The organism is Aquibium carbonis (assembly GCF_003970795.1).
GTDB lineage: Bacteria > Pseudomonadota > Alphaproteobacteria > Rhizobiales > Rhizobiaceae > Aquibium > Aquibium carbonis.
Map to the genome: position 1 here is coordinate 36,822 of NZ_RWKW01000015.1, position 20,718 is coordinate 57,539.

Below are 20,718 nucleotides of genomic sequence, written 5' to 3' on the forward strand. Positions count from 1 at the left end.
CGGCTCAGGGCCGCGAAATGCCCAGTTCCTCGGGGCTCACCTTGGCGGCGCCGGTGTCCTGAAGTGCCCAGGCGGTTACCTGCTGCCACTTCTTCAGGAAGTCGGCGGCCTCGTCGCCGGAGATGTTCATGACGATGTTGCCGCGATTGGCCATCAGCGTGGTGAACTCCTCGCTGGTGGCCGCCGTCTTGAACGCCTCGACGAGCCTGGCCGTCACGTCGTCGGGCGTGTCGGCCTTGACGAAGACGCCGTAGAACGGCCCCCAGGGCAGAAACTTTTCCATGTCCGGCAGCGCCGTGGTGATGGCCGGGGCCTCCGGCAAGGTATCGACGGGCTCGGCGTTGACCACCGCCAGCGCGCGCATCTTGCCGGCCTTGATGTTTTCGGCCGCAGCCGAGATGCCCGTCGGCATGAAGTCCACCTCGCCGCCGAGCATGGCGGTAAGGCCGGGCCCTTCACCGTCGAAGGGGATCGCCGTGACGTCGAAATCGGCGACGTTCTTGATCAGGGCGCTGATGGTGCTGGGCAGGCCGCCGGGGCCGGTGGAGCCCATCTTCACCTGGCCGGGATTGGCTTCGATGTCAGCCAGCAATTCTTCCATCGAGGTGTACTTGGAGTCTGCCGGGACGACGACCACGGCCACGCCGCGGCCCAGGATGTTGACCGGGTAGAACGAGCCGTAATCCAGCTTGGAGACGCCCATGATCGGGTGCAGCTGCGGGTTTTCCGCGCCGTAGAGGAACGTATAGCCGTCGGATGGCGCGGCGTTCACATAGGCGGTCGAGATGGCGCCGGCGCCACCGGCCTTGTTGAGCACCACGATGGACTTGCCCAGTTCCTTCTCGGCGGCCGGGTTGACAGCGCGCGCGACCACGTCGGTCGCGCCGCCGGCGCCCCACATCACCACGCCGAGCAGTTCGCGCTCGGGAAACTGCTGGGCGGCCGACACCGCCGTCATCATCACGAGGGCGGATGCCGCCCCGATCATCTTGCGAAACATGAAATTCCTCCCTTTGCGGCGATCTGCGCCGCCAATTCGACCAGACACGGATCGAAGGGGACGCTGGGCCGTCAACAACGAGGCGCAGGCGCCGGTCCCTCCAAACCGACAAGGCAGAAATTGCAGGTTCCGCGCCATAACGCAAATACCAACCATGCGGTGAGAGTTGACCGAATGTTAGGTTCGCCCCGCGGTCTCCACCATGATCCGGCGCAGCGAGGCGACCGGGCTCTCGTGTTCGCGGCCGACGGCCGCTGGCGACCCGTCGAAGGCGAGGAAATCGTTCTCGAAGATCTCAGCGCCGTCGAATCCCGCCGCCGCGATGGCCGCGAGCTTCCCGCGCCGATCGCCGCTGATCGAAACGGTGGCAATGGAGGTCTTCATCCGGTCGCCTCCGCTGACATCTGGCCCATCCAAGCCATTGTCGGGAGCCGCCGTCGCGTCAGTATCTGCGGCTCTGGATGCCGCCGTCGACATTGATCACCTGGCCGACGGTGTAGGGAAGCAGCCCGAGCGCCACCGTTTCGATGCAGCGCGCCACGTCGTCGACTTGGCCCAGGCGCGGTATTGCGGTGAGGTTCTCGTTGACGGCGCGCCGGCGGTAGGCCTCGATGCGCGGCGCGGTCAGTTCGGTGGAGATGACGCCGGGCCTGATCTCGAACACGGCGACGCCATGCGGCGCCAGCCGGGCGGCGAACAATTGCGTGGCCATCGAGGCCGTCGCCTTCGAGACACAGTATTCCGACCGGTCGATCGACAGGGCCGAGGCGTTGGACGAGGTAACGATCGCCATGAAGCGATGGGCGCCGGTGTCGGCGGTGGCGATGAAATGGCGCGCGAACCGCTGCATCATGAAGAAGGCGGCGCGGCCGTTGACGTTCGCGCAACGGTCGTAGTCGTCGGCGGAGACATCGAGTATGTCCTGCACCGCGCGAACGCCGACACCGGCGACATGGGCCAGCCCGTCGACGCGTCCGAAGCGCTCGACGGTCGAGGCGATGAGCCGGTCGCCGGACGCCGGGTCCGCGATATCGGCGGTGATCGCCAGCACGTCATGGCCGTCGCCACGCAGTTGCGCCGCCGACCGTTCCAGCCGCTCGGCGTCGAGGTCGACCAAGGCAACCGAGAACCCCGCCGATGCCAGGCGCTTGGCGGTCGCGAAGCCGATGCCACGGGCCGCTCCCGTCACCACCACGCAGGGCCTGCCCGCCAGTTTCGTCTCACTCATCAGCACACCTTCGACACGTTTTTCGCACGGGACGGAGCTCTCCATCGTGCCTGGGAACGACATTCCTCCCGCGCTGTATTGGAAGACAACCGGCGAGTTCGCAATCGGCGATCGATGCCCGGACGGTTCCGCTCGCGTTCAATGGGACACGGCGGCGAAGTCCGGTCAATGCGTCTCGCGGCGCACGCGGACGATCAGGGTTCCCGCCCTTGACCTTCCAGCGACTGGAAGCACTACATGGGAAGCACAGGATCGGAGACGACATGGCGCATTCCCACGACCACTCCAGCGGCTGCTGCTCGGCCCACGGCGCCGGACTGGCGCCCGCGCTCCTGCGCGATCCCGTCTGCGGCATGACGGTCGACCCGGCGAAGAACAAGCCGACCGTCGACGTCGACGGCCACATTCATCATTTCTGCTGCGAAGGCTGCCGGACCAAGTTCCTGGCCGATCCCGAAGCCTACAGGACCGCGATCGACCCCGTCTGCGGCATGAGCGTGACGCGCGCCGACGCGCCACATTTCACCCGGCACGAGGCCGGCAAGTTCTGGTTCTGCTCGGCCCGCTGCAAGGAGCGGTTCGAAGCCGACCCGCAAAGATACCTCGACGGCGCCCCCCCGCCCGAGCCGATGCCAGCCGGCACGAAGTACACCTGCCCGATGGACCCGGAGATCATCCGCGACGAACCCGGCACCTGCCCGAAATGCGGCATGGCGCTGGAGCCGATGGGCGTGCCGACCGGCGAGGAAGGACCCAATCCGGAACTGGTCGACTTCACCCGGCGGTTCCGGATCAGCGCCGCCTTCGCGCTGCCCATCTTCATCATCGCCATGGGGCCGATGGTCGGCCTGCCGGTGCGCGACTGGATCGGCGAGCCCGCGGCTACGTGGATCGAGATGCTGCTGGCCGCACCCGTGGTGCTGTGGGCGGCAATCCCCTTCTTCCATCGCGGGTGGATGTCGCTCGTCTATCGCAGCCCCAACATGTGGACGCTGATCGCCATCGGCGTCGGCACCGCCTTCCTCTACTCCGTCGCGGCTACCGTTGCGCCCGGCCTGTTTCCGGAGGCCTTCCGCGGCCATCACGGCACCGTGCCGGTCTATTTCGAGGCGGCTGCGGTCATCGTGGCGCTGGTCTTCCTCGGACAGGTGCTGGAACTGAAGGCGCGCGAGCGCACCGGTTCCGCGATCCGCGCGCTGCTCGACCTGGCGCCGAAGAACGCCCGGCGTATCGCCGACGACGGCTCGGAGTCGGACGTGCCGGTGGCCGAGGTGAGGACCGGCGACCGGGTGCGCATCCGGCCGGGCGAGGCCGTGCCGGTGGACGGGACCGTTCTTGAGGGCCGCTCGTCGGTCGACGAATCCATGATCACGGGCGAGGCGGTGCCGGTGGAGAAAACCGGGGGCGATTCTCTCACGGGCGGGACGCTGAACCGCAACGGCTCGCTGGTCATGCGCGCCGAGCGGGTCGGGGCCGAAACGGTGCTGTCGCGCATCGTCGCCATGGTGGCGACGGCGCAGCGCTCGCGCGCGCCGATCCAGGGCATGGCCGACCGTGTCGCGGCCTTTTTCGTGCCGACGGTGGTTGCGTCGGCCATCATCGCCTTCGTCGTCTGGTCGCTGGTCGGGCCGGAGCCGGCGATGGTGTTCGGCCTCGTCTCGGCGGTCTCGGTGCTGATCATCGCCTGCCCCTGCGCGCTGGGGCTCGCCACGCCGATGTCGATCATGACGGCCACCGGGCGCGGCGCGCAGGCCGGTGTCCTGATCCGCGACGCCGAGGCGCTGGAACGCTTCGCCGGCGTCGACACGCTGATCGTCGACAAGACCGGCACCCTGACGGAAGGTAAGCCTGTACTGACAGATGTCGTTACCGCCCCGGGCTTCGAGGAGGCGGAGCTGATTTCCCTCGCCGCCAGCCTGGAGCGCGGTTCCGAGCATCCGCTGGCCGAGTCGATCGTCGACGGCGCGCTCGCGCGTGGAGCGACGCTTGCCGAAACGATCGATTTCGAGGCCGTGACCGGCAAGGGCGTATCGGGCCTCGTCGGTCGCAGCCACGTCGTGCTCGGCAATGTCGCGATGATGGCCGGCATCGGTGTCGACGTCTCGGCGCTGGAACCGCGCGCCGAAGCGCTGGCAGGCGAGGGCAAGACGGCCATGTTCGTGGCCGTCGACGGCAAGGCGGCCGGCATCGTCGCCGTCGCCGACCCGATCAAGCCGACGACGGCGGAGGCGATCCGCGCGCTGCATGCGAGCGGGCTCACCATCATCATGGCCACCGGCGACAGCGAGCGGACCGCGCGCGCCGTTGCCGCGTCGCTCGGCATCGACGACGTGCGCGCCGGCCTGCTGCCGGAGGGCAAGCAGGCGCTGGTCGAGGAATTGCGGGCCAAAGGTGCGAAGGTCGCGATGGCCGGCGACGGCGTCAACGACGCGCCGGCACTGGCATCCGCCGATGTCGGCATCGCCATGGGCACCGGCGCCGACGTCGCCATGGAGAGCGCCGGCATCACGCTGGTGAAGGGCGACCTCGTCGGCATCGTGCGGGCGCGCAAGCTTGCCCGGGCGACGATCCGCAACATTCGGCAAAACCTGTTCTTCGCCTTCGTCTACAATGCGCTCGGGGTGCCGGTGGCGGCGGGGGTGTTCTACCCTGTCTTCGGCATGCTGCTTTCCCCCATGCTGGCCGCCGCCGCGATGAGCCTGTCGTCGGTCTCGGTGATCGGCAACGCGCTGCGCCTGCGCTCGCTCAAGCTCTGACCCGGAAGGGAGGACGACGGCCATGAACATCGGAACCGCGGCGGAACGGTCCGGCCTGCCGGCCAAGACGATCCGCTACTACGAGGAGATCGGGCTCCTGAAGCCGGACCGTTCCGACAATGGCTACCGCGACTATTCCGCCGCCGACGTCCACAAGCTGCGCTTCCTGCAACGTTCGCGCAGCCTCGGTTTTTCGGTCGAGGAATGCCGGCAATTGCTGTCGCTCTACGACGACCAGGAGCGCGAGAGCGCCGACGTGAAGGCGATCGCGCAAGCCAAGCTCGCCGAGATCGACCGCAAGCTGGCCGAGCTTGCCGGCCTGCGCGACATGCTGCGCCACCTCGTCGCCAACTGCCACGGCGACGACCGGCCCGATTGCCCGATCATCGACGGGCTGTCGGGGGAAGGCGATTTGCGCTCGGCCGCCGCCTGCCACGGCAAGGGGTAAAAACGGGATCGTGTGGTGCGTCCTTCGAGGCGTCGCTCGCCAAGGCCCGCCATGGACCACTGTTGTGGGGCTTCAAGGAGGAATGCAGGCTCGGCTTCTTCAAGGGCGTGCTGCTGAAGGACCCGGAGGGCATCCTGGTCGCGCCCGGCGAGAATTCGCGGTCCTCGCGGACGCTGAACTTTACCGGCACGGTCGAGATCGAACGGCTTGCAAACGTCATCAGCGCCTATGTGCGGGAAGCGATCGACCTGGAAAAGGCCGGGCTCAAGGTCGATCTTCCGAAGGACGATCTCGACCTCCCCGCCGAACTGATCACAGCCCTCGATCAGGACGATGCGCTGCGGGCAGCCTTCGAAACGCTCACGCCCGGCCGCCGACGCGGCTGGATCCTGCATGTATCGCAACCGAAACAATCGGCCACACGTAGGTCACGCATCGAGAAGGCGGCGCCTCGCATTCTCGCCGGCAAGGGCCTGCACGACCGATGAGCGGCGGTCGGTCAGGCCGCGGCCGCCCGATGTATGCCTACTTCTTGATGATGCCCTTCTGCATCTCCTCCATCGCGTCCTTGATGCGGGTGCGCAGGATGTCGATGGCCTCGGTGGAGGAGCGGCTGATTACCTCGCCGATCTCGGAGGCGTTCTTGACCGCCGTCTCGAAGGATTTCTTCGCGAGCTCGGCCTGGCGGTCCATCAGTTCCTTCGGCGAGCCGGGAACCACCATCCTGGCTGCCATGTCGCGCACTTCGCCCAGCGTCTGCTCGAGGATCTCGCGCTGCCGGGTGAACACGTCGGTGGCGCCGCTGGCGGCGGAGCGCGAGGCCTTCTCCAGCGCCTCGAGGTTCTTGCGGTGATGGTCTAGAATGTGGTCGACGTCGACCTGCGGCATCTTAAGGTCGCGCCCGAGATTGGCGAACATGTCGACGAAGTGCTCGGCTTCCGGTTTCTTGGCCATGGTGTTCCTCTCGTTCGTGCCCGGATCATGCGTCCGTTTGCACGAACACTAACGCGTTTCGCGGAGGGAGCAAGCGCCGGCCGGCCCGCATGTCACTTGCCCAGGAACAGCACGCTGCCGGTGTGAAGAAGCAGGCCTGCGATGCCGCCGATGATCATGCCGTTGAAGCGGATGTATTGCAGGTCGCGGCCGACATTGAGCTCGATGAGGTGGGTGAGCTGGCCGAGGTCCCAGCCCTTCACCTGGTCGGCGATGAAATCCGAGACGCCGCTCTTCTGGCGCTCGACGAAGGCGGAAAGCGCGACGACGAAACCCTGGTTCATGTCGGCGCGTACATGGCGATCCTCCGACAGCTGGCGGCCGATGTCGACGAAGAGGCTGGCCAGATGCTTGCGGATGGCCGAATCGGGCGATTTCGCGTCCTGCTCCACGAAGGCGCCGACACTATCCCACATGGAGGCGACCATGTTGGCGAGTTCGGGACGGGCGAGGAAATCGCGCTTCAGCTTCTCGGCGCGCTCGGCATAGTCGGGGGATTGGCGCAGCTTCTCGATGAAACCGGCGACGAAGCCGTCGAACTCCGCCCGCAGCGGGTGATCCGGGTCGGCCCGCACCTCGTCCAGCATCGCGCCAGCCGAGGAGACGATGCGCTTGAGCAGATAGGCGTCGGCGCGGAAAAAGCGGGCAAGCGAGGGCAGTTCGTCGCGGATCTTGTCGCGCATCATGGCGAGCGCCTGCTCGTCGTTCAGGAGCTTGCCCAAGCTGCGGATCAACTCGTCGAACAGGCGCTGGTGGCGCCGCTCATGGGTGAAGGAGGCAAGCAGGTCGGCGGCGAGCGGCGCGATCTTCACCTTGTCGATCTGTTCGGCGAGGCGCTGGCCGGCAAACTCCTTCAGGCCCGACTCTCCGATGGCCCTGACCGCCTGCGGCACCAGCTTGATGACGAAACCGGACAGGCCGTCGGCCCGGCGCGGCTCGGACAGCCAGTCGGCCACCATCGCGGCGAAATCGACCTCGCGCAGCTTTTCGCGCACCGGGCCGGCGGCGAGGAAGTTGACCTCGATGAAGCGGCCGAGATTGTCGGCGATCCGGGCCTGGTTGGCGGGAATGATCGCGGTGTGCGGGATCGGCAGGCCGAGCGGCCGGCGAAACAGCGCCACGACCGCATACCAGTCGGCAATGCCGCCGATCGCGGCGGCCTCGGCAAAGGCGGCAAGGTAGGCCAGCGCCGGGTAATCGGACTTGAAGATCGTGGCGACAGCGTAGACGGCGACGCAGGCCACCAGCGCGCCCGTCGCGATGGCCTTGACGCGGTTCAAGGCGGCGCGCTTGGCCGCGTTCTCGGCGTCGAGCACGGCCGAGCCCGGCGCGGCATCCCGCCTGTCGTCTGTCGCTGCCATGCTGCGGCTCCGGATTCTTTCGGTCGATCGGCCCGATATCGGGTCTGCACGGCGCCTCTGCCAGTCCCGCAATGCTGCGACCGCCGCACGCGTTGCCCGCTCATCGCCCGGCTGGAGATCGCGCCAACACGATTTGTGCATCGCAACAAAAGTCTATGTTGCAATGCAGCATAAACATCCCCATCTATCGGGCATGCCTCGGGCCAAGACCGGACGGGGCGCACCATGGCTTTGAAACGAGAATGGAGACCATCATGACCAAGACCACCGCCACGCACGCCAACACCGACGTTTTCGCCCAGTTTGCCAAGGGCTTCGAAGATTTGCAGGCGCGTTTCGGCTTCCAGGCCAACGGCCGGGATACGGCACTGAAGGGCATCGCCACGACGCGCGAGCACGTCGCCACCGCCCGCAATGCCTTCGCCCAGACCACCGGCCAGGCCGGGAAGATCGCAGGCGAGGCCGGCCAGGCCTTCGCCAGCGCCGCCCGCGACATGGCCGAGGCAGGCTTCGCCAATGCCGACATGGCGCTCGACGCCTTCGAGAAGATGCTGACGGCTGAGACCCCCGCCGATGCCTTCAAAGCTCAGTCGGACTATGTCCAGACCGCCGTGACGGCCAATGTCGAGCGCATCCGCAAGACGGCCGAGACCGCCAGCGAAACCGTCGCCGCCCGTGTCGAGCAGGTTCGCGGCGAGTTCGAGAAGCTCACCCCGCGTAAGGCCGCCTGAGCGAACGCCTGTCCATATGCCACGAACGAAAAGGCCCGGTTGATCGCCGGGCCTTTTCCATGTCGAGTTGGGAAGCTCGATGCAGGAGCGTATCAGCGCCCGGCCGGCCTCGCGATGGTCCCGACCATCTCGATGCTGGAGTCCGGCTGACGCCGCGGGCGCCCGCGGCGTCAGCCGGACTTGGCCGATGCACCGCATCGACCTTCGCAGCCTTCCTGGCGGGTCGCCTCGCCATCGGAGAAACAGAGTGACCCAGGGTTCTCCGGAAATGCTGCAGCGCGCGCTGGATCGTCGACAAGCACGGTCGCTACAGGTGGCAGAGCCTTGCAAAGGTCGATGACGCCGACCGCTTCGACGCTCTGGAAGCAGAGCGATGCGCCAAACTTGCGCGCCAGCGCCTTCATGGCCCCGTTCTGCGCGTGCGTCGTGACATGCAACGTGGTGCAGCCCATCGCGCGGGCCCGCGCGACAAGGCTGGCGAAGAGCGCGGCGCCAACGCCCCGATGCTGAAGCGCGTCCTCGACGCTGAAGGCGATTTCGGCCGCATCGCGGTTGCCGGGCCGGCAGACATGCAGTTCGGCCGCGCCGCGGATCGTTCCGTCGACCACGAAGGCCAGAACCGTTGCGTCGCTCGAAAAGCACCGCGCGGCATAGGCCGAAACGAAGACGTCGTCGGTGAAGCCGTTGAATCGATCGCGCCTGCTGGCGGGGCTCAGCCTGAGCAGATGGGACTGGAAAAGCGGAAGATCCGCCAAGGTCAGTTCCCTGATATCGCCTTCCGGCGCGAGAGACGTGCGTTGCGCATATCCCATTCGTCAAACATCCTCGGTTCGTCCTCCCCGAGTCGTCGACCCCTTGCGATGCGCATATTGTGCAACGCAGCATGCATATCAATATGAAATCCGGTTCGCATCGGCCCCGCGCGTGCAATGCAGCAATGCGGCACACGCAGAGCTGGCGCTGCGGCGCCGTTGCGGGCGTGCCTTTCGCGACATTCTCCGGCATGCCGAATCACGATGGAGGGAGAGGCAGGTGCTTCAGAACTCGAACGTCTGGCTCGACCCGGAAAAGAGCTTTCGAAAGGGGTCGTGCGGAGGATCCGAATGAAGCGCCCCGTGGAATGGCGACCCATCCGCCTGCCGGTTCCCAGAGCGGTCGCGCTTGTCGCTTGCACGGCTGGTGGCGCCCCGGTCCCCGGCCGCATCGCGGCGGCTGGCGTCCTTGTCCCGATCCGGCATGGCATCCTCCAGGCTCATTCACACGCGCGCAGCGAATCGCTTCGAAGGCACTGCTTGAAGTTTATGCAATTCTGGCGGACACCGGCGTCACGATTGGTGACCGACCGTTACGCCCCTTGCGCAGGGCGGGTCGCCGGCACGGCCTCGATCAGGCGGCGGGCATCCTCGCTGTGCCATTCGGCCGGTCCGTTCATGTGGGCGAGCAGGCAGCCATCGCCGTCGATCAGCAGCGTGACAGGCAGTCCGAGCGCCAATGAGCGTCTCTTGAGGTCGTTGAAGAGGCCAAGCGTGTTGTCGCGGTAGTAGCCGAGCGCCTCGATCCCAGTTTCGGCGAGAAAGGCCGTCGGCTTGGTGTCGTCGCCGGTGTCGACGTTGACGGCGACGACTTCGAAGCCTTCGTCGCCCATGTCCTTCTGCAACGCGTCGAGCGCCGGCATTTCGGCCCGGCAGGGCGCGCACCACGTGGCCCAGAGGTTCATCAGCACCGTCTTGCCGGACAGATCGCGCAGCGTCATCGGCTGGCCGTCGGGGCTGTTGAAAGCGAGGTCGGACAGGGACTGCGGCGGACTGGCCGCCAGCATGGCCGCCACTTCCCCGCCAGCGGCGGCACCGACGGCATTGGCGGTCTCCTGCCGCGCCTCGCACATGGCGGCCTCGGCGGACGCCGCCTGTGAACCGCCATTGTTGCCATCGGAGCGGTTCGTCACGTATACGGCAAACGCCCCCACGAGAATGCCCGCGGCCGCGGCCAGCAGAATGAGACGCGACGCCGGCAGGTGCATGTTCTTGGGTGCCATTCTTGTACTCCAGCGTCCGGTTATCACCATGAGCGATGAAAAGACCAGCAACCAGATGTGGGGCGGACGATTCGCCTCGGGTCCGGCAGCGGTCATGGAAGCGATCAACGCGTCCATCGGTTTCGACAGGAAGCTCTATTCCCAGGATATCCGCGGATCGATCGCCCATAGCGAGATGCTGGCCGAGAAAGGCATAATTTCGGCAGAGGATCAAAAGGCGATCGCTCACGGCCTGAACACGATCCTGCGAGAGATCGAGGACGGCAGCTTCAGCTTCTCCACCCGACTGGAAGACATCCACATGAACGTGGAGGCGCGGCTGGCCGAACTGATCGGCCCCGCGGCCGGGCGCCTGCACACCGCCCGCTCGCGCAACGACCAGGTGGCGGTCGACTTCCGGCTCTGGGTGAAGGAGGAAGCGCAGCGCACGGCGCAGGCGCTCAAGCGGCTGATCGGCGTCTTCCTCGACCGCGCCGACGAGCATGCGGCCACCGTCATGCCCGGCTTCACGCATCTGCAGAGCGCGCAGCCCGTCACCTTCGGCCATCACTGCATGGCCTATGTGGAGATGTTTGCGCGCGACCTGTCGCGGGTGAAGGACGCGATCGAGCGCATGGACGAGAGCCCGCTGGGAGCGGCAGCGCTCGCCGGCACGGGCTTCCCGATCGACCGGCAGATGACGGCGAAGGCGCTCGGCTTCCGCGAGCCGACGCGCAACTCCATCGACAGCGTCTCGGATCGCGACTTCGCGCTCGAATTCCTGTCGATCGCGTCCATCTGCGGCATTCATCTGTCGCGGCTGGCCGAAGAGATCGTCATCTGGTCGACGCCGCAATTCGGCTTCGTGAGGCTGTCGGACCAGTTCTCCACCGGCTCCTCGATCATGCCGCAGAAGAAGAACCCGGATGCTGCCGAACTGATCCGCGCCAAGACGGGCCGCGTCAACGGTCACCTGATCGGGCTGCTGACCGTCATGAAAGGCCTGCCGCTGGCCTATTCCAAGGACATGCAGGAGGACAAGGAGGCGGTCTTCGACGCCGCCGAATCGCTCGACCTGATGCTGACCGCCATGGCCGGCATGGTGGCCGACATGACGATCAACGCAGAGGCCATGAAGAAGGCCGCGGGATCGGGCTACTCCACCGCAACCGACCTCGCCGACTGGCTGGTGCGGGTGCTCGGCCTGCCGTTCCGCGAGGCGCATCACGTGACGGGCAAGACCGTCGCGCTTGCCGAGAGCCGCAAGGTGGCGCTGGAAAAACTGTCGCTTGCGGAACTCCAGTCGATTCATCCCGACATCACCGATGACGTGTTCTCCGTGCTGACGGTGCAGAAGTCGGTCAGGAGCCGGACCTCCTACGGCGGAACGGCGCCGACGCAGGTTCGCCAGCAGATCCGCGCCTGGCGGAAGCGGCTCGCCCGGGCTTGACGGAAACGGGTGCACGACGCGGAAAACTCCGCTAAGAACAGGCTGGATGGCGTGCCCCGATGGCGGCACGCCTGGACAACGAGGGTTTCGATGAGCGTCCGCAAGTTTGCCGTCCTGCTGGTTCTCCTGGCGAGCGCTGGCGCCATCCTGTCGGGCTGCGGCCGCCGCAACGAGCCGATCACCCCCTCCGAAGCGGCCCGTCAGGATCGCGCCGATCGCCAGAAGGCTGGCGAGACCGTGCCGGCCGAGCCGGAAAAAAAGGTCGAGGACAAGCCCTTCATCCTCGATGGCCTTCTCTGACCGACCTCGCGCCATGCGGGCGGCCCATTCCCGGTAAACCGACGTGAACCATTTCCACTACCGCGACGGCGTGCTCTTCGCCGAGGACGTGCCGGTGCCGGAGATCGCGCAAGCGGTCGGCACGCCGTTCTACTGCTATTCCACCGCGACGCTGGTGCGCCATTTCAGGGTGTTCTCGCAGGCCTTCGCCGGCATGGACGCGCTGGTGTGCTACGCCATGAAGGCGAACTCGAACCAGGCGGTGCTGAAGACGCTGGCGGCCGAGGGCGCGGGCGCCGACGTTGTGTCCGAAGGCGAGTTGCGCCGGGCGCTCGCGGCAGGCATTCCGGCGAACAGGATCGTCTTTTCGGGCGTCGGCAAGACGGCCGACGAGATGGACTTCGCCCTCGCCGCCGGCATCCATTGCTTCAACGTCGAATCCGAGCCCGAGCTCGAGCTCCTGTCGGCCCGCGCGGTCGCGGCCGGCAGGATCGCGCCGGTGTCGCTGCGCATCAACCCGGATGTCGACGCGAAGACCCACCGCAAGATTTCCACCGGCAAGGCCGAGAACAAGTTCGGCATTGCCTGGCAGCGGGCGCGTGCCGTCTATCGCCGCGCCGCCGAACTGCCTGGCCTGCGCGCCGTCGGCATCGACATGCACATCGGCAGCCAGATCACCGAGCTGCAGCCCTTCGACGACGCCTTCCTGCTGCTTGCCGAACTGACCGAGACCTTGCGCGCCGACGGCCACGCGATCGAGCATGTCGACCTCGGCGGCGGTCTGGGCATTCCCTATCACGAGGACAACAACCCTCCCCCGGACCCGGAAGCCTATGCCGCCATCGTGCGCAAGCACATGGAAAAGCTCGGGCTGAAGGCGATCTTCGAGCCTGGACGGCTGCTCGTGGGCAATGCCGGCATCCTGGTCACCTCCGTCATCCACCTGAAGGAGGGCGACGCGAAGAACTTCGTCATCGTCGACGCGGCGATGAACGACCTGATCCGGCCGACGCTCTACGACGCCTTCCACACCATCAAGCCGGTGGTGATCGGCGCCGAAGGCGGGCCGCGCATCACCGCCGACGTCGTCGGGCCGGTCTGCGAGACGGGGGACTATCTCGGCCACGACCGCGAACTGCCGCGGCTGGCGCGCGGCGACCTGCTGTCGGTCGGCACCGCCGGTGCCTATGGCGCCGTGCAGGCAGGAACCTACAACACACGGCTGCTGGTGCCCGAGGTCCTGGTCAACGGCGACCGCTTCCACATCGTCCGCCCCCGGCCGACCTACGAGGAGCTGATCGGGCTCGACTCGGTCCCGGACTGGCTGGGCTGATCGCGCTCGCCTTCCCGCCGGGGATCGACGTCCGCCCGCCGGCCGCGGCGTCCGCGAGGCCATGATCACGATTTGGTTGATCGCCTCGCCTTCGCCCGCTTTTCCGCTATCCTGCCAGGAAAGCCGCGACCGAAACGCGCTCGCGCAGGATTAGGATCGATACATGGCGACATCCGGACCGGGCGGCGGGGGCAGACTGGAACGACTTGGCGGTACCCGCCTCGCGACCCGGATCGCGATGGTGACGGAGCGACTGTGGCCGCTCGTGCTGCCGGTGCTGCTGGTGGCCGGGCTCTTCCTTGCCACGTCCTGGTTCGGTCTGTTCCGCATGCTTCCCGATGCCGGTCGCCATGTCGTGCTGGCGATCTTCGGCCTTGCCGGCCTGGCAGCGCTCTATCCGCTGCGGTTCTTCCGCCTGCCGACGGAAAGGCAGGTCGACCGGCGCATCGAGACCGCCAACACGCTCCAGCATGCGCCGGTGTCGACCCAGAGCGACCGCATCGTCGGGCCAGAGGATGCCCTCTCGACGGCGCTGTGGCGCGAACACCAGCGACGGATGGCTGCGAAGCTCGGACAGCTTGCGTCCGACATGCCGCGCGCGCGCGTTCCCGAACGCGATCCCTGGGCCTTGCGCGCCGTGGTTCCGCTGCTCCTGGTGATTGCCTTTGCCTATTCGACGAGCCCCTTCGGCGGCGCCGTCTCAGACGGATTTCGCTCGCATGTGGTCTCGAACGTGGCGCCGTTGCGCATCGACGCCTGGGTGACGCCGCCGCCCTACACGGGACGCGCGCCGATCTTCATGACCGCTGAGGCGAACCGGAACCAGACCGCTTTCACCGTGCCCGAGGGCAGCGCGGTGTCGTTGCGCGTCACGGGCGGGGACGGCGACGAGACGCTGTCCTTCACCGGCCAGGACGACGTGGCCGTCGCGATCGAACCCGAGGGCACGGTGGCGGTGGACGTCGCGCAGGCGGGTGCAGCCCCCATCCGGCCGACGGGCACGCGTCAGTTTTCCCACACGCTCGACGGCGACGGCGCACTGGTTCTCCAATCCGGTGAGACCGATCTCGGCGGCTGGAGTTTTTCGGTCATCCCCGACAACCCGCCGGTGATCGCCTATGCCGACGAGCCGAAACGGGCCGTCAACGGCACGCTGGAACTCGCCTACACGATCGAGGACGACTACGGCGCCGTGTCCGCCCGGGCGGTGATCGAGCGGCGCGACAACCCGGCTTCGAACGCCCGGCCCCTCTATGAGGCGCCGGAAATGGCTCTGTCCCTGCCGCGGCGCAATGCGCGCGACGCCAAGACCTCCCGCGACATGACCGAACATCCGTGGGCGGGGGTGGAGACGGCGATCAGGCTTGCCGCGATCGATGCCGCGAACCAGGAAGCGTTCAGCGAGGAGAAGCGGCTGCGACTGCCGGAGCGGCCGTTTTCGAACCCTCTGGCCCGCGCTGTGATCGAGCAGCGCCGGGTGCTGGCGCTCGACGCCAACCGCAAGCCGCGCGTGCTCGACCTGATGGATGCGGTGACGATGCGGCCTGAGGACACCTTCAGCAGCATGAGCCACTATCTGGCGATCCGCAGCGCCCGGAGCCGGCTGGCGCAGGCCTCGAGCGACGAGCAGTTGCGCGAGGTCGTGGACTATCTCTGGGAGATCGCGCTCGGCATCGAGGATGGCAATCTCTCGGCAGCCGAGAGGCGGCTGCGGGCGGCTCAGGAAGCCTTGCGGGACGCCATCGAGAACGGCGCGTCGGACGATGAGATCGAACGGCTGATGGCCGAGCTGCGCGAGGCGATGCAGGACTTCCTGCGCGAATTCGCCGAACGAGCGGCCCGCGATCCGAACATGGCGATGCCCGAGATGCAGATGGACGGGCAGGAGCTGCGCCAGAGCGACATCGACCGCATGCTCGACCAGATCGAGGAGATGGCGAAGTCGGGCATGCGCGACCAGGCCCAGCAGCTGCTGTCGCAGCTCCAGGACATGATGAACAACCTGCAGGCCGGTCGCCAGCAACAGCAGCAGCAGGGCGGCCAGCAAAGCGAAATGCGCCAGCAGATGGACCAGCTCGGCGACCTCATGCGGCGCCAGCAGGAGATGATGAACGAGACGCACCGGCTCGACCAGATGCAGCGCGGCCAGCGTCAGCGGGGCCAGAACCGGGGCGAACAGCGTGGCGAGCAGGGCCAGGGCCAGCAGCCCGGGCCAGGCCAGCAGCCAGGCCAGGGGATGACGCCGGAGGAATTCGCCGAAGCACTTCGGCAACTGCAGGAAGGCCAGGGCCAGCTCCAGAGCCAGCTGGACCAGCTGATGGAAGGCCTGCGCGGCATGGGCATCGAGCCCGGCGAAGGCTTCGGCGAGGCGGGCGATGCCATGGGCGAGGCCGGCAATGCGCTCGGCGAAGCGCAGGGCGAGCGCGCCGTCGGCGAGCAGGGCCGCGCACTGGAAGCGTTGCGCCGCGGGGCGCAGGACATGATGCAGCAGATGCAGCAGGCCCAGCAGGGTGACCAGGGCGGTTCCGGCGAGGGCGGCCGACAGCAGAGCTCGGACCGCGATCCGCTGGGACGGCCACGCGCGACCACCGGTCCGGACTTCGGCGAGTCGGTGCGGTTGCCGGACGAGATCGACGTGCAGCGCGCGCGGGAGATCCTGGAGGCGATCCGCAAGCGGCTCGGCGACGCGCTCAGCCCGGAGCTCGAGCGTCAGTATCTGGAGCGGCTGCTCGACATCCAGTGAGGCACCGCGATCAGCGTCGCGTGAAGGTCAGGTAGGCGGGCGTGCGGCCTTCACGCAGCGCCTTGGCCTCGTAGCGCGTCCCGGGCCAGGCTTCATAGGGCGTGCGCCAGTCGTCTGCGCTGGCCGCCTGCCAGTCGAAGGCTTCGTGCGTGCGGCAGGCGAGCAGCGTCCAGTTGACGTAGTGGTCGATGTCGGAGGCGAAGCGGAAGCGACCGCCGGGCCGCAGCACCCTTGCGAAGCGATCGAGGTTCGCCGGGCTGATGAAGCGCCGCTTCCAGTGACGCCTCTTCGGCCACGGATCTGGATAGAACAGGTCGATCCCGGCGATGCTGTCTTCCGGCAGCCAGTCGAGCAACTGGGTGGCGTCGTCGTCGTGTATCCGGACGTTTCCGGGCGCGGTCTCGGCCAGCGCCATGACGAACTTCGCCATGCCCGTCACGAAGGGTTCGACCCCGATGAAGCCCGATTGCGGGAACCGGACATGCTCGTGCAGCAGATGCTCGCCGCCGCCGAACCCGATCTCGAGGCGGACGTCGTCGACCGGCGCGGAAAACAACTCGCGCAAATCCGATGGTGCGGGCCTGCTCAGGTCGACGGCATAGGCAGGCCGTATCTCGTCCATGGCCGCGGACTGGCGAGGGCGCAGCGGCTTGCCGCGCCGACGGCCGAAAAAGGCTTCCGTGGCCCGGGAAGGGCGTTCGTCCGACATGATGGGCCCGCTGGCACCGGCGCGATCAGTTCGCGACGGCTTCCTTGATTGCCTTGACGAGATCGGTGCGCTCCCACGAGAAGGCACCGTCGCGGCCGGCCTTGCGACCGAAATGGCCATAGGCCGACGTCCTGGCGTAGATCGGCTTGTTGAGGTCGAGATGACGGCGAATGCCGGAGGGCGACAGGTCCATGACCTTGCGCAGCGCATCCTCGACCGCCGCCGCGCTGACCTTGCCGGTGTCGTGCAGGTCGACATAGACCGACAGCGGCTGAGCGACGCCGATCGCGTAGGAGAGCTGGATGGTGCAGCGATCGGCGAGCCTGGCGGCGACGACGTTCTTGGCAAGGTAGCGCGCGGCATAGGCGGCCGATCGATCGACCTTGGTGGTGTCCTTGCCGGAAAAGGCGCCGCCGCCATGCGGAGCGGCCCCGCCATAGGTGTCGACGATGATCTTGCGGCCGGTCAGCCCTGCGTCGCCATCCGGCCCGCCGATGACGAACTTGCCGGTGGGATTGATGTACCAGTTGCAGTCCGCCGCGATGGGCAAATCGCCCAGCGCTTCACGGATATAGGGCTCGACCACCTCGCGAACCTTGGCGGACGACCAGGAGGCATCGAGATGCTGGGTGGAAAGGACGATCTGGGTCACCTCGGCGGCCTTGCCGTCGACATAGCGCACGGTCACCTGGCTCTTGGCGTCCGGGCCGAGCTTGCCGGCATCGCCCTCGCCCTTGTGACGCGCGGCGGCCAGCAGTTCCAGGATCTTGTGGCTGTAATAGATCGGCGCCGGCATCAGGTCGGGGGTCTCCCGGCAGGCGTAGCCGAACATGATGCCCTGGTCGCCGGCCCCCTCTTCGCCCTGGCGGTCGGACGCGCTGTCGACGCCCTGGCCGATGTCTGGCGACTGGCCGTGCAGAAGAACGTCGATCTTCGCCGTCTTCCAGTGAAAGCCTTCCTGCTCATATCCGATCGCGCGGATCGCCTTGCGGGCGGCCGACTTGAACTTGGCCGGGTTGACCATCGGAGCACCGGCCTTGTCGAGAAGCACCTCGCCGTTCGCATCCTTCTTGAGGAGCGTGTGCGGCACCCGGACTTCGCCCGCGATCACCACTCGGTTGGTCGTGGCCAGCGTCTCGCAGGCGACGCGCACCTTCCACGGGTCGGAAACGGAGACCTTGGCGTAACGCTCGGCGTCGCCTGGCGAAACCTTGCGCGTCTCGCGATAGACCAGATCGACGATCTCGTCCGAAATGCGGTCGCAAACCTTGTCCGGATGCCCCTCCGAGACGGATTCGCTGGTAAACAGGTAGTTCTGCCGAGCCACGGGTGTCCCCTCATGAAAGACGCGAAACGGCCCGATCGCCGTTTCGCGCGCGCCTTTGTTAGCGAAGCGGCGAGACGCCAGTCAAGCGGCACGATCCGCGGCGCGGGGTGGCTCGGTCCCACGCCAGCTCTCCAGGCACGTGCCGTGACCGGAACAGGCGATGGCCGTGGTGCGGCTCAGGTCTCGTCGTCGGCCAGGGCCTTCACCAGATCGACCACGCGGCGACGGACCTTGGCATCGGCGATCCGCACGAAGGCGCGATTGAGCTGGAGCCCTTCGGCGCTGTTCAGAAAGTCGACCACGTAGGAGGTGGCGTTGTCCTCGCGAAAACCGCCGCCGCCGAGGGCCGGCATGTCGGGTGCGTCCTCGAAAAAGAAGGAGACCGGAACGCCGAGGATCGTGGCGATCGCCTGTAGCCGGCTAGCGCCGACGCGGTTCGTTCCCTTCTCATATTTCTGAATCTGCTGAAACGTAATGCCCAGGCTTTCGCCAAGTTTTTCCTGGCTCATTCCAAGCATATTTCGGCGCAGACGCACCCGGCTACCCACATGGATGTCGATCGGGTTCGGCTTTTTCTTGTTGTCGGTCATGTTTTTCCTCGCCGCCTGAGACGGGCGCTATGTCTTGGTTCGGTTTCTCTCTCCCACTCTCGCCCCAGTACGAGATGGATGCGAAACGACGACCAAGCGCCTCACAACCGCGAATTCGCCCCCGTCGTCTCAGTCCGAACGTAGCCTCACGAGCACATTCATACCACACGCGATGATTGCAAGCAGCAATATTGTTGAAACACCACCAAACTTTCGGGCTTCAGATACATGACTTTTCTCGACAGGTATCAGTAGTTCGGAATCCAGTACGCCGATTACGTCGAGGGCATACGCATCCACAACCCGGCCGGATCGGTCGACGATTCCCGATATGCCGTTGTTGGCGCTCCGGACCAGAAGCCTGCCTGACTCGACGGCGCGAACCTGGGCCTGACGGAAATGCTGGTATGGTCCGGGCGTGTTTCCGAACCACGCGTCGTTGGTGAGGTTCAGAATAAAGTCCGCCTCCGCGATTGCTACTTCTCCGGGAAAGATCACCTCGTAGCAGATCATCGGTTCAGCGCTGATCGAGGGCGCGACGGAGATCGGCCGGCGTTCCACGCCAGGCGAGAACCCGCCCACTGTTTCCGCAACCGTACGTAGGCCGAAGCGCTGGAAAAGCCCTTCGAGCGGCAAGTATTCTCCAAATGGTACGAGGTGCACCTTGTCGACCGCATCGACGATCTCGCCGCGGTGATCGATGGCAACCGTGGCGTTGTAATAGCGCGTCGGCTCGCCTGCCGCGGTTCCCGGCTCGGAGCGCACCGCGCCGAGCACGAGAAGCTGCCCCTCGACAAGCATGCCGCCGATGGCCGCCAGCGCGTCCGGCCGATCGGTCAGGAGAAACGGCAGCGCGGTCTCGGGCCAGACGATCAGTTCAGGCGTTCGGCCATTGGTCGTAGGACGTGCCGACAACTCGAGCAGGCGCGCCAGGATCTCGTCGCGCATTTCGGGGTCCCATTTGCCGCCCTGGGGTATGGACGGCTGGACGATCCGGATAGACAACTTGCGCGCGACATCGACAGGGACTGCAAGCGACCATGCGCCGTAGGCGACATGCGCGGTGGCAACAAGCGTGGCCAAAGCGAGCGTGATGCGGCGCTGGCGGTCCGAGGCCAGGACCGCAGGGGCCGCGAAAACGAAGACCGAAAGCGCGCTGATTCCGAACAGCCCGACGACGTAAACCGACTGCATCAGCAGCGGTATGGGCATTGCCGCATAGCCGATCGCGTTCCATGGAAAGCCGGTCAGGACCGTCGCGCGCAACCACTCGGCGAGACCAAAGCCAAACGCGAGTGCGGCAATTCGTCCCAGTCCGTCCGGCCAGCACAGCCGGGCCACGACGCAGGCGAATCCATAGAAGACCGCGAGACCCGCCGGAAGGCCGAGAATCGCCAGCGGCAAGGCCCAGGCGAAGGCCTCGGCATCGACGAGAAGCGCCTTTCCGATCCACCACAGGCCAAAGACGAAATAGCCAAAACCGAACCACCATCCGATGCCGAACACGGTGGAGAGGCGCCGGACCCACCCATCGCCCCGTTCCCCGGTCGCTCCATCGAGAAGCCAGACCAGCACGGGGAAGGACACGAAGCAGACGGGGAAGAAATCGTAGGGGGCCTGGGAAAGCACCGCGAGCGCGCCTGCAAGAAATGCAACCAGCGACCGTTGCCACCCCCACAGCAGAATGATCCTGGCGGCGAGGCTTTGCATGGGAACCTTTCAATGCCGAATCATGGCGAAGACACAGGGGCCATAG

19 protein-coding genes are annotated in these 20,718 nt (G+C 66.6%); 8 read left to right on the top strand and 11 right to left on the bottom strand.

Annotated elements, in window-relative coordinates:
• Positions 1–4 precede the first annotated feature (4 nt).
• The 3 genes from EJC49_RS04780 to EJC49_RS04790 all read right to left on the bottom strand — a co-directional run bounded on the left by EJC49_RS04780 (position 5) and on the right by EJC49_RS04790 (position 2,228).
• The gene (locus tag EJC49_RS04780; protein WP_126698325.1) at positions 5–1,000 is read right to left on the bottom strand and encodes a tripartite tricarboxylate transporter substrate binding protein; all 996 of its coding nucleotides are present in this window, start codon (positions 998–1,000) and stop codon (positions 5–7) included.
• Positions 1,001–1,177: 177 nt separating this feature from the next.
• A complete protein-coding gene (locus EJC49_RS04785) occupies positions 1,178–1,384 on the bottom strand; it encodes a hypothetical protein (RefSeq protein ID WP_126698326.1) in 207 nt (68 codons plus the stop codon).
• A gap of 58 nt (positions 1,385–1,442) precedes the next feature.
• Positions 1,443–2,228 (bottom strand): 3-ketoacyl-ACP reductase, encoded by a 786-nt coding sequence (locus EJC49_RS04790; protein WP_170314612.1) that lies wholly within the window; start codon positions 2,226–2,228, stop codon positions 1,443–1,445.
• A 263-nt stretch (positions 2,229–2,491) separates the two neighbouring features.
• Here EJC49_RS04790 and EJC49_RS04795 point away from each other — a divergent pair, with 263 nt between their 5' ends.
• The 3 genes from EJC49_RS04795 (at position 2,492) to EJC49_RS04805 (ending at position 5,920) form a co-directional block, all read left to right on the top strand.
• Positions 2,492–4,984, top strand: coding sequence for a heavy metal translocating P-type ATPase (locus EJC49_RS04795; RefSeq protein WP_126698328.1), 2,493 nt, complete (start codon positions 2,492–2,494; stop codon positions 4,982–4,984).
• A gap of 22 nt (positions 4,985–5,006) precedes the next feature.
• A complete protein-coding gene (gene cueR, locus EJC49_RS04800; protein WP_126698329.1) occupies positions 5,007–5,432 on the top strand; it encodes a Cu(I)-responsive transcriptional regulator in 426 nt (141 codons plus the stop codon).
• Between the two features lie 62 nt (positions 5,433–5,494).
• Positions 5,495–5,920 carry a YdeI/OmpD-associated family protein gene (locus EJC49_RS04805; RefSeq protein WP_245453265.1) on the top strand — a complete coding sequence of 142 codons (426 nt, stop codon included), beginning with the start codon at positions 5,495–5,497 and terminating at the stop codon, positions 5,918–5,920.
• Positions 5,921–5,957: 37 nt separating this feature from the next.
• Here EJC49_RS04805 and EJC49_RS04810 read toward each other — a convergent pair whose 3' ends face one another.
• Both EJC49_RS04810 and EJC49_RS04815 read right to left on the bottom strand, forming a co-directional pair.
• The gene (locus EJC49_RS04810) at positions 5,958–6,386 is read right to left on the bottom strand and encodes a phasin family protein (RefSeq protein WP_126698330.1); all 429 of its coding nucleotides are present in this window, start codon (positions 6,384–6,386) and stop codon (positions 5,958–5,960) included.
• Positions 6,387–6,478: 92 nt separating this feature from the next.
• The gene (locus tag EJC49_RS04815) at positions 6,479–7,786 is read right to left on the bottom strand and encodes a DUF445 domain-containing protein (RefSeq protein ID WP_126698331.1); all 1,308 of its coding nucleotides are present in this window, start codon (positions 7,784–7,786) and stop codon (positions 6,479–6,481) included.
• A 254-nt stretch (positions 7,787–8,040) separates the two neighbouring features.
• On the opposite strand from EJC49_RS04815, the gene EJC49_RS04820 reads away from it, so the two are divergent.
• On the top strand, positions 8,041–8,517 hold the full coding sequence (locus tag EJC49_RS04820) for a phasin family protein (protein WP_170314613.1): 477 nt from the start codon (positions 8,041–8,043) through the stop codon (positions 8,515–8,517).
• A 170-nt stretch (positions 8,518–8,687) separates the two neighbouring features.
• Here EJC49_RS04820 and EJC49_RS04825 read toward each other — a convergent pair whose 3' ends face one another.
• Positions 8,688–9,329 (bottom strand): GNAT family N-acetyltransferase, encoded by a 642-nt coding sequence (locus tag EJC49_RS04825; protein ID WP_126698333.1) that lies wholly within the window; start codon positions 9,327–9,329, stop codon positions 8,688–8,690.
• A 533-nt stretch (positions 9,330–9,862) separates the two neighbouring features.
• Entirely contained in the window at positions 9,863–10,552 is a 690-nt protein-coding gene (gene tlpA, locus EJC49_RS04830; protein ID WP_126698334.1) for a thiol:disulfide interchange protein TlpA, read from the bottom strand.
• A gap of 28 nt (positions 10,553–10,580) precedes the next feature.
• Here tlpA and argH point away from each other — a divergent pair, with 28 nt between their 5' ends.
• The 4 genes from argH (at position 10,581) to EJC49_RS04850 (ending at position 16,336) form a co-directional block, all read left to right on the top strand.
• Positions 10,581–11,981 (top strand): argininosuccinate lyase, encoded by a 1,401-nt coding sequence (gene argH / locus EJC49_RS04835; RefSeq protein ID WP_126698335.1) that lies wholly within the window; start codon positions 10,581–10,583, stop codon positions 11,979–11,981.
• Positions 11,982–12,071: 90 nt separating this feature from the next.
• Positions 12,072–12,281 (top strand): hypothetical protein, encoded by a 210-nt coding sequence (locus EJC49_RS04840; protein ID WP_126698336.1) that lies wholly within the window; start codon positions 12,072–12,074, stop codon positions 12,279–12,281.
• A 43-nt stretch (positions 12,282–12,324) separates the two neighbouring features.
• A complete protein-coding gene (gene lysA, locus EJC49_RS04845; protein WP_126698337.1) occupies positions 12,325–13,593 on the top strand; it encodes a diaminopimelate decarboxylase in 1,269 nt (422 codons plus the stop codon).
• Positions 13,594–13,756: 163 nt separating this feature from the next.
• Entirely contained in the window at positions 13,757–16,336 is a 2,580-nt protein-coding gene (locus EJC49_RS04850; RefSeq protein WP_126698338.1) for a TIGR02302 family protein, read from the top strand.
• Positions 16,337–16,346: 10 nt separating this feature from the next.
• Here the strand turns inward: EJC49_RS04850 and trmB are convergent, their stop codons facing one another.
• From trmB to lnt, 4 genes are all read right to left on the bottom strand, one after another.
• Entirely contained in the window at positions 16,347–17,045 is a 699-nt protein-coding gene (gene trmB, locus EJC49_RS04855; protein WP_126698339.1) for a tRNA (guanine(46)-N(7))-methyltransferase TrmB, read from the bottom strand.
• A 25-nt stretch (positions 17,046–17,070) separates the two neighbouring features.
• Positions 17,071–18,372, bottom strand: a complete 1,302-nt coding sequence (metK, locus tag EJC49_RS04860; RefSeq protein ID WP_126698340.1) for a methionine adenosyltransferase — start codon at positions 18,370–18,372, stop codon at positions 17,071–17,073.
• A gap of 176 nt (positions 18,373–18,548) precedes the next feature.
• A complete protein-coding gene (locus tag EJC49_RS04865) occupies positions 18,549–18,962 on the bottom strand; it encodes a helix-turn-helix domain-containing protein (RefSeq protein WP_126698341.1) in 414 nt (137 codons plus the stop codon).
• A gap of 129 nt (positions 18,963–19,091) precedes the next feature.
• Positions 19,092–20,672, bottom strand: coding sequence for an apolipoprotein N-acyltransferase (lnt, locus tag EJC49_RS04870; RefSeq protein WP_126698342.1), 1,581 nt, complete (start codon positions 20,670–20,672; stop codon positions 19,092–19,094).
• Positions 20,673–20,718 lie beyond the last annotated feature (46 nt).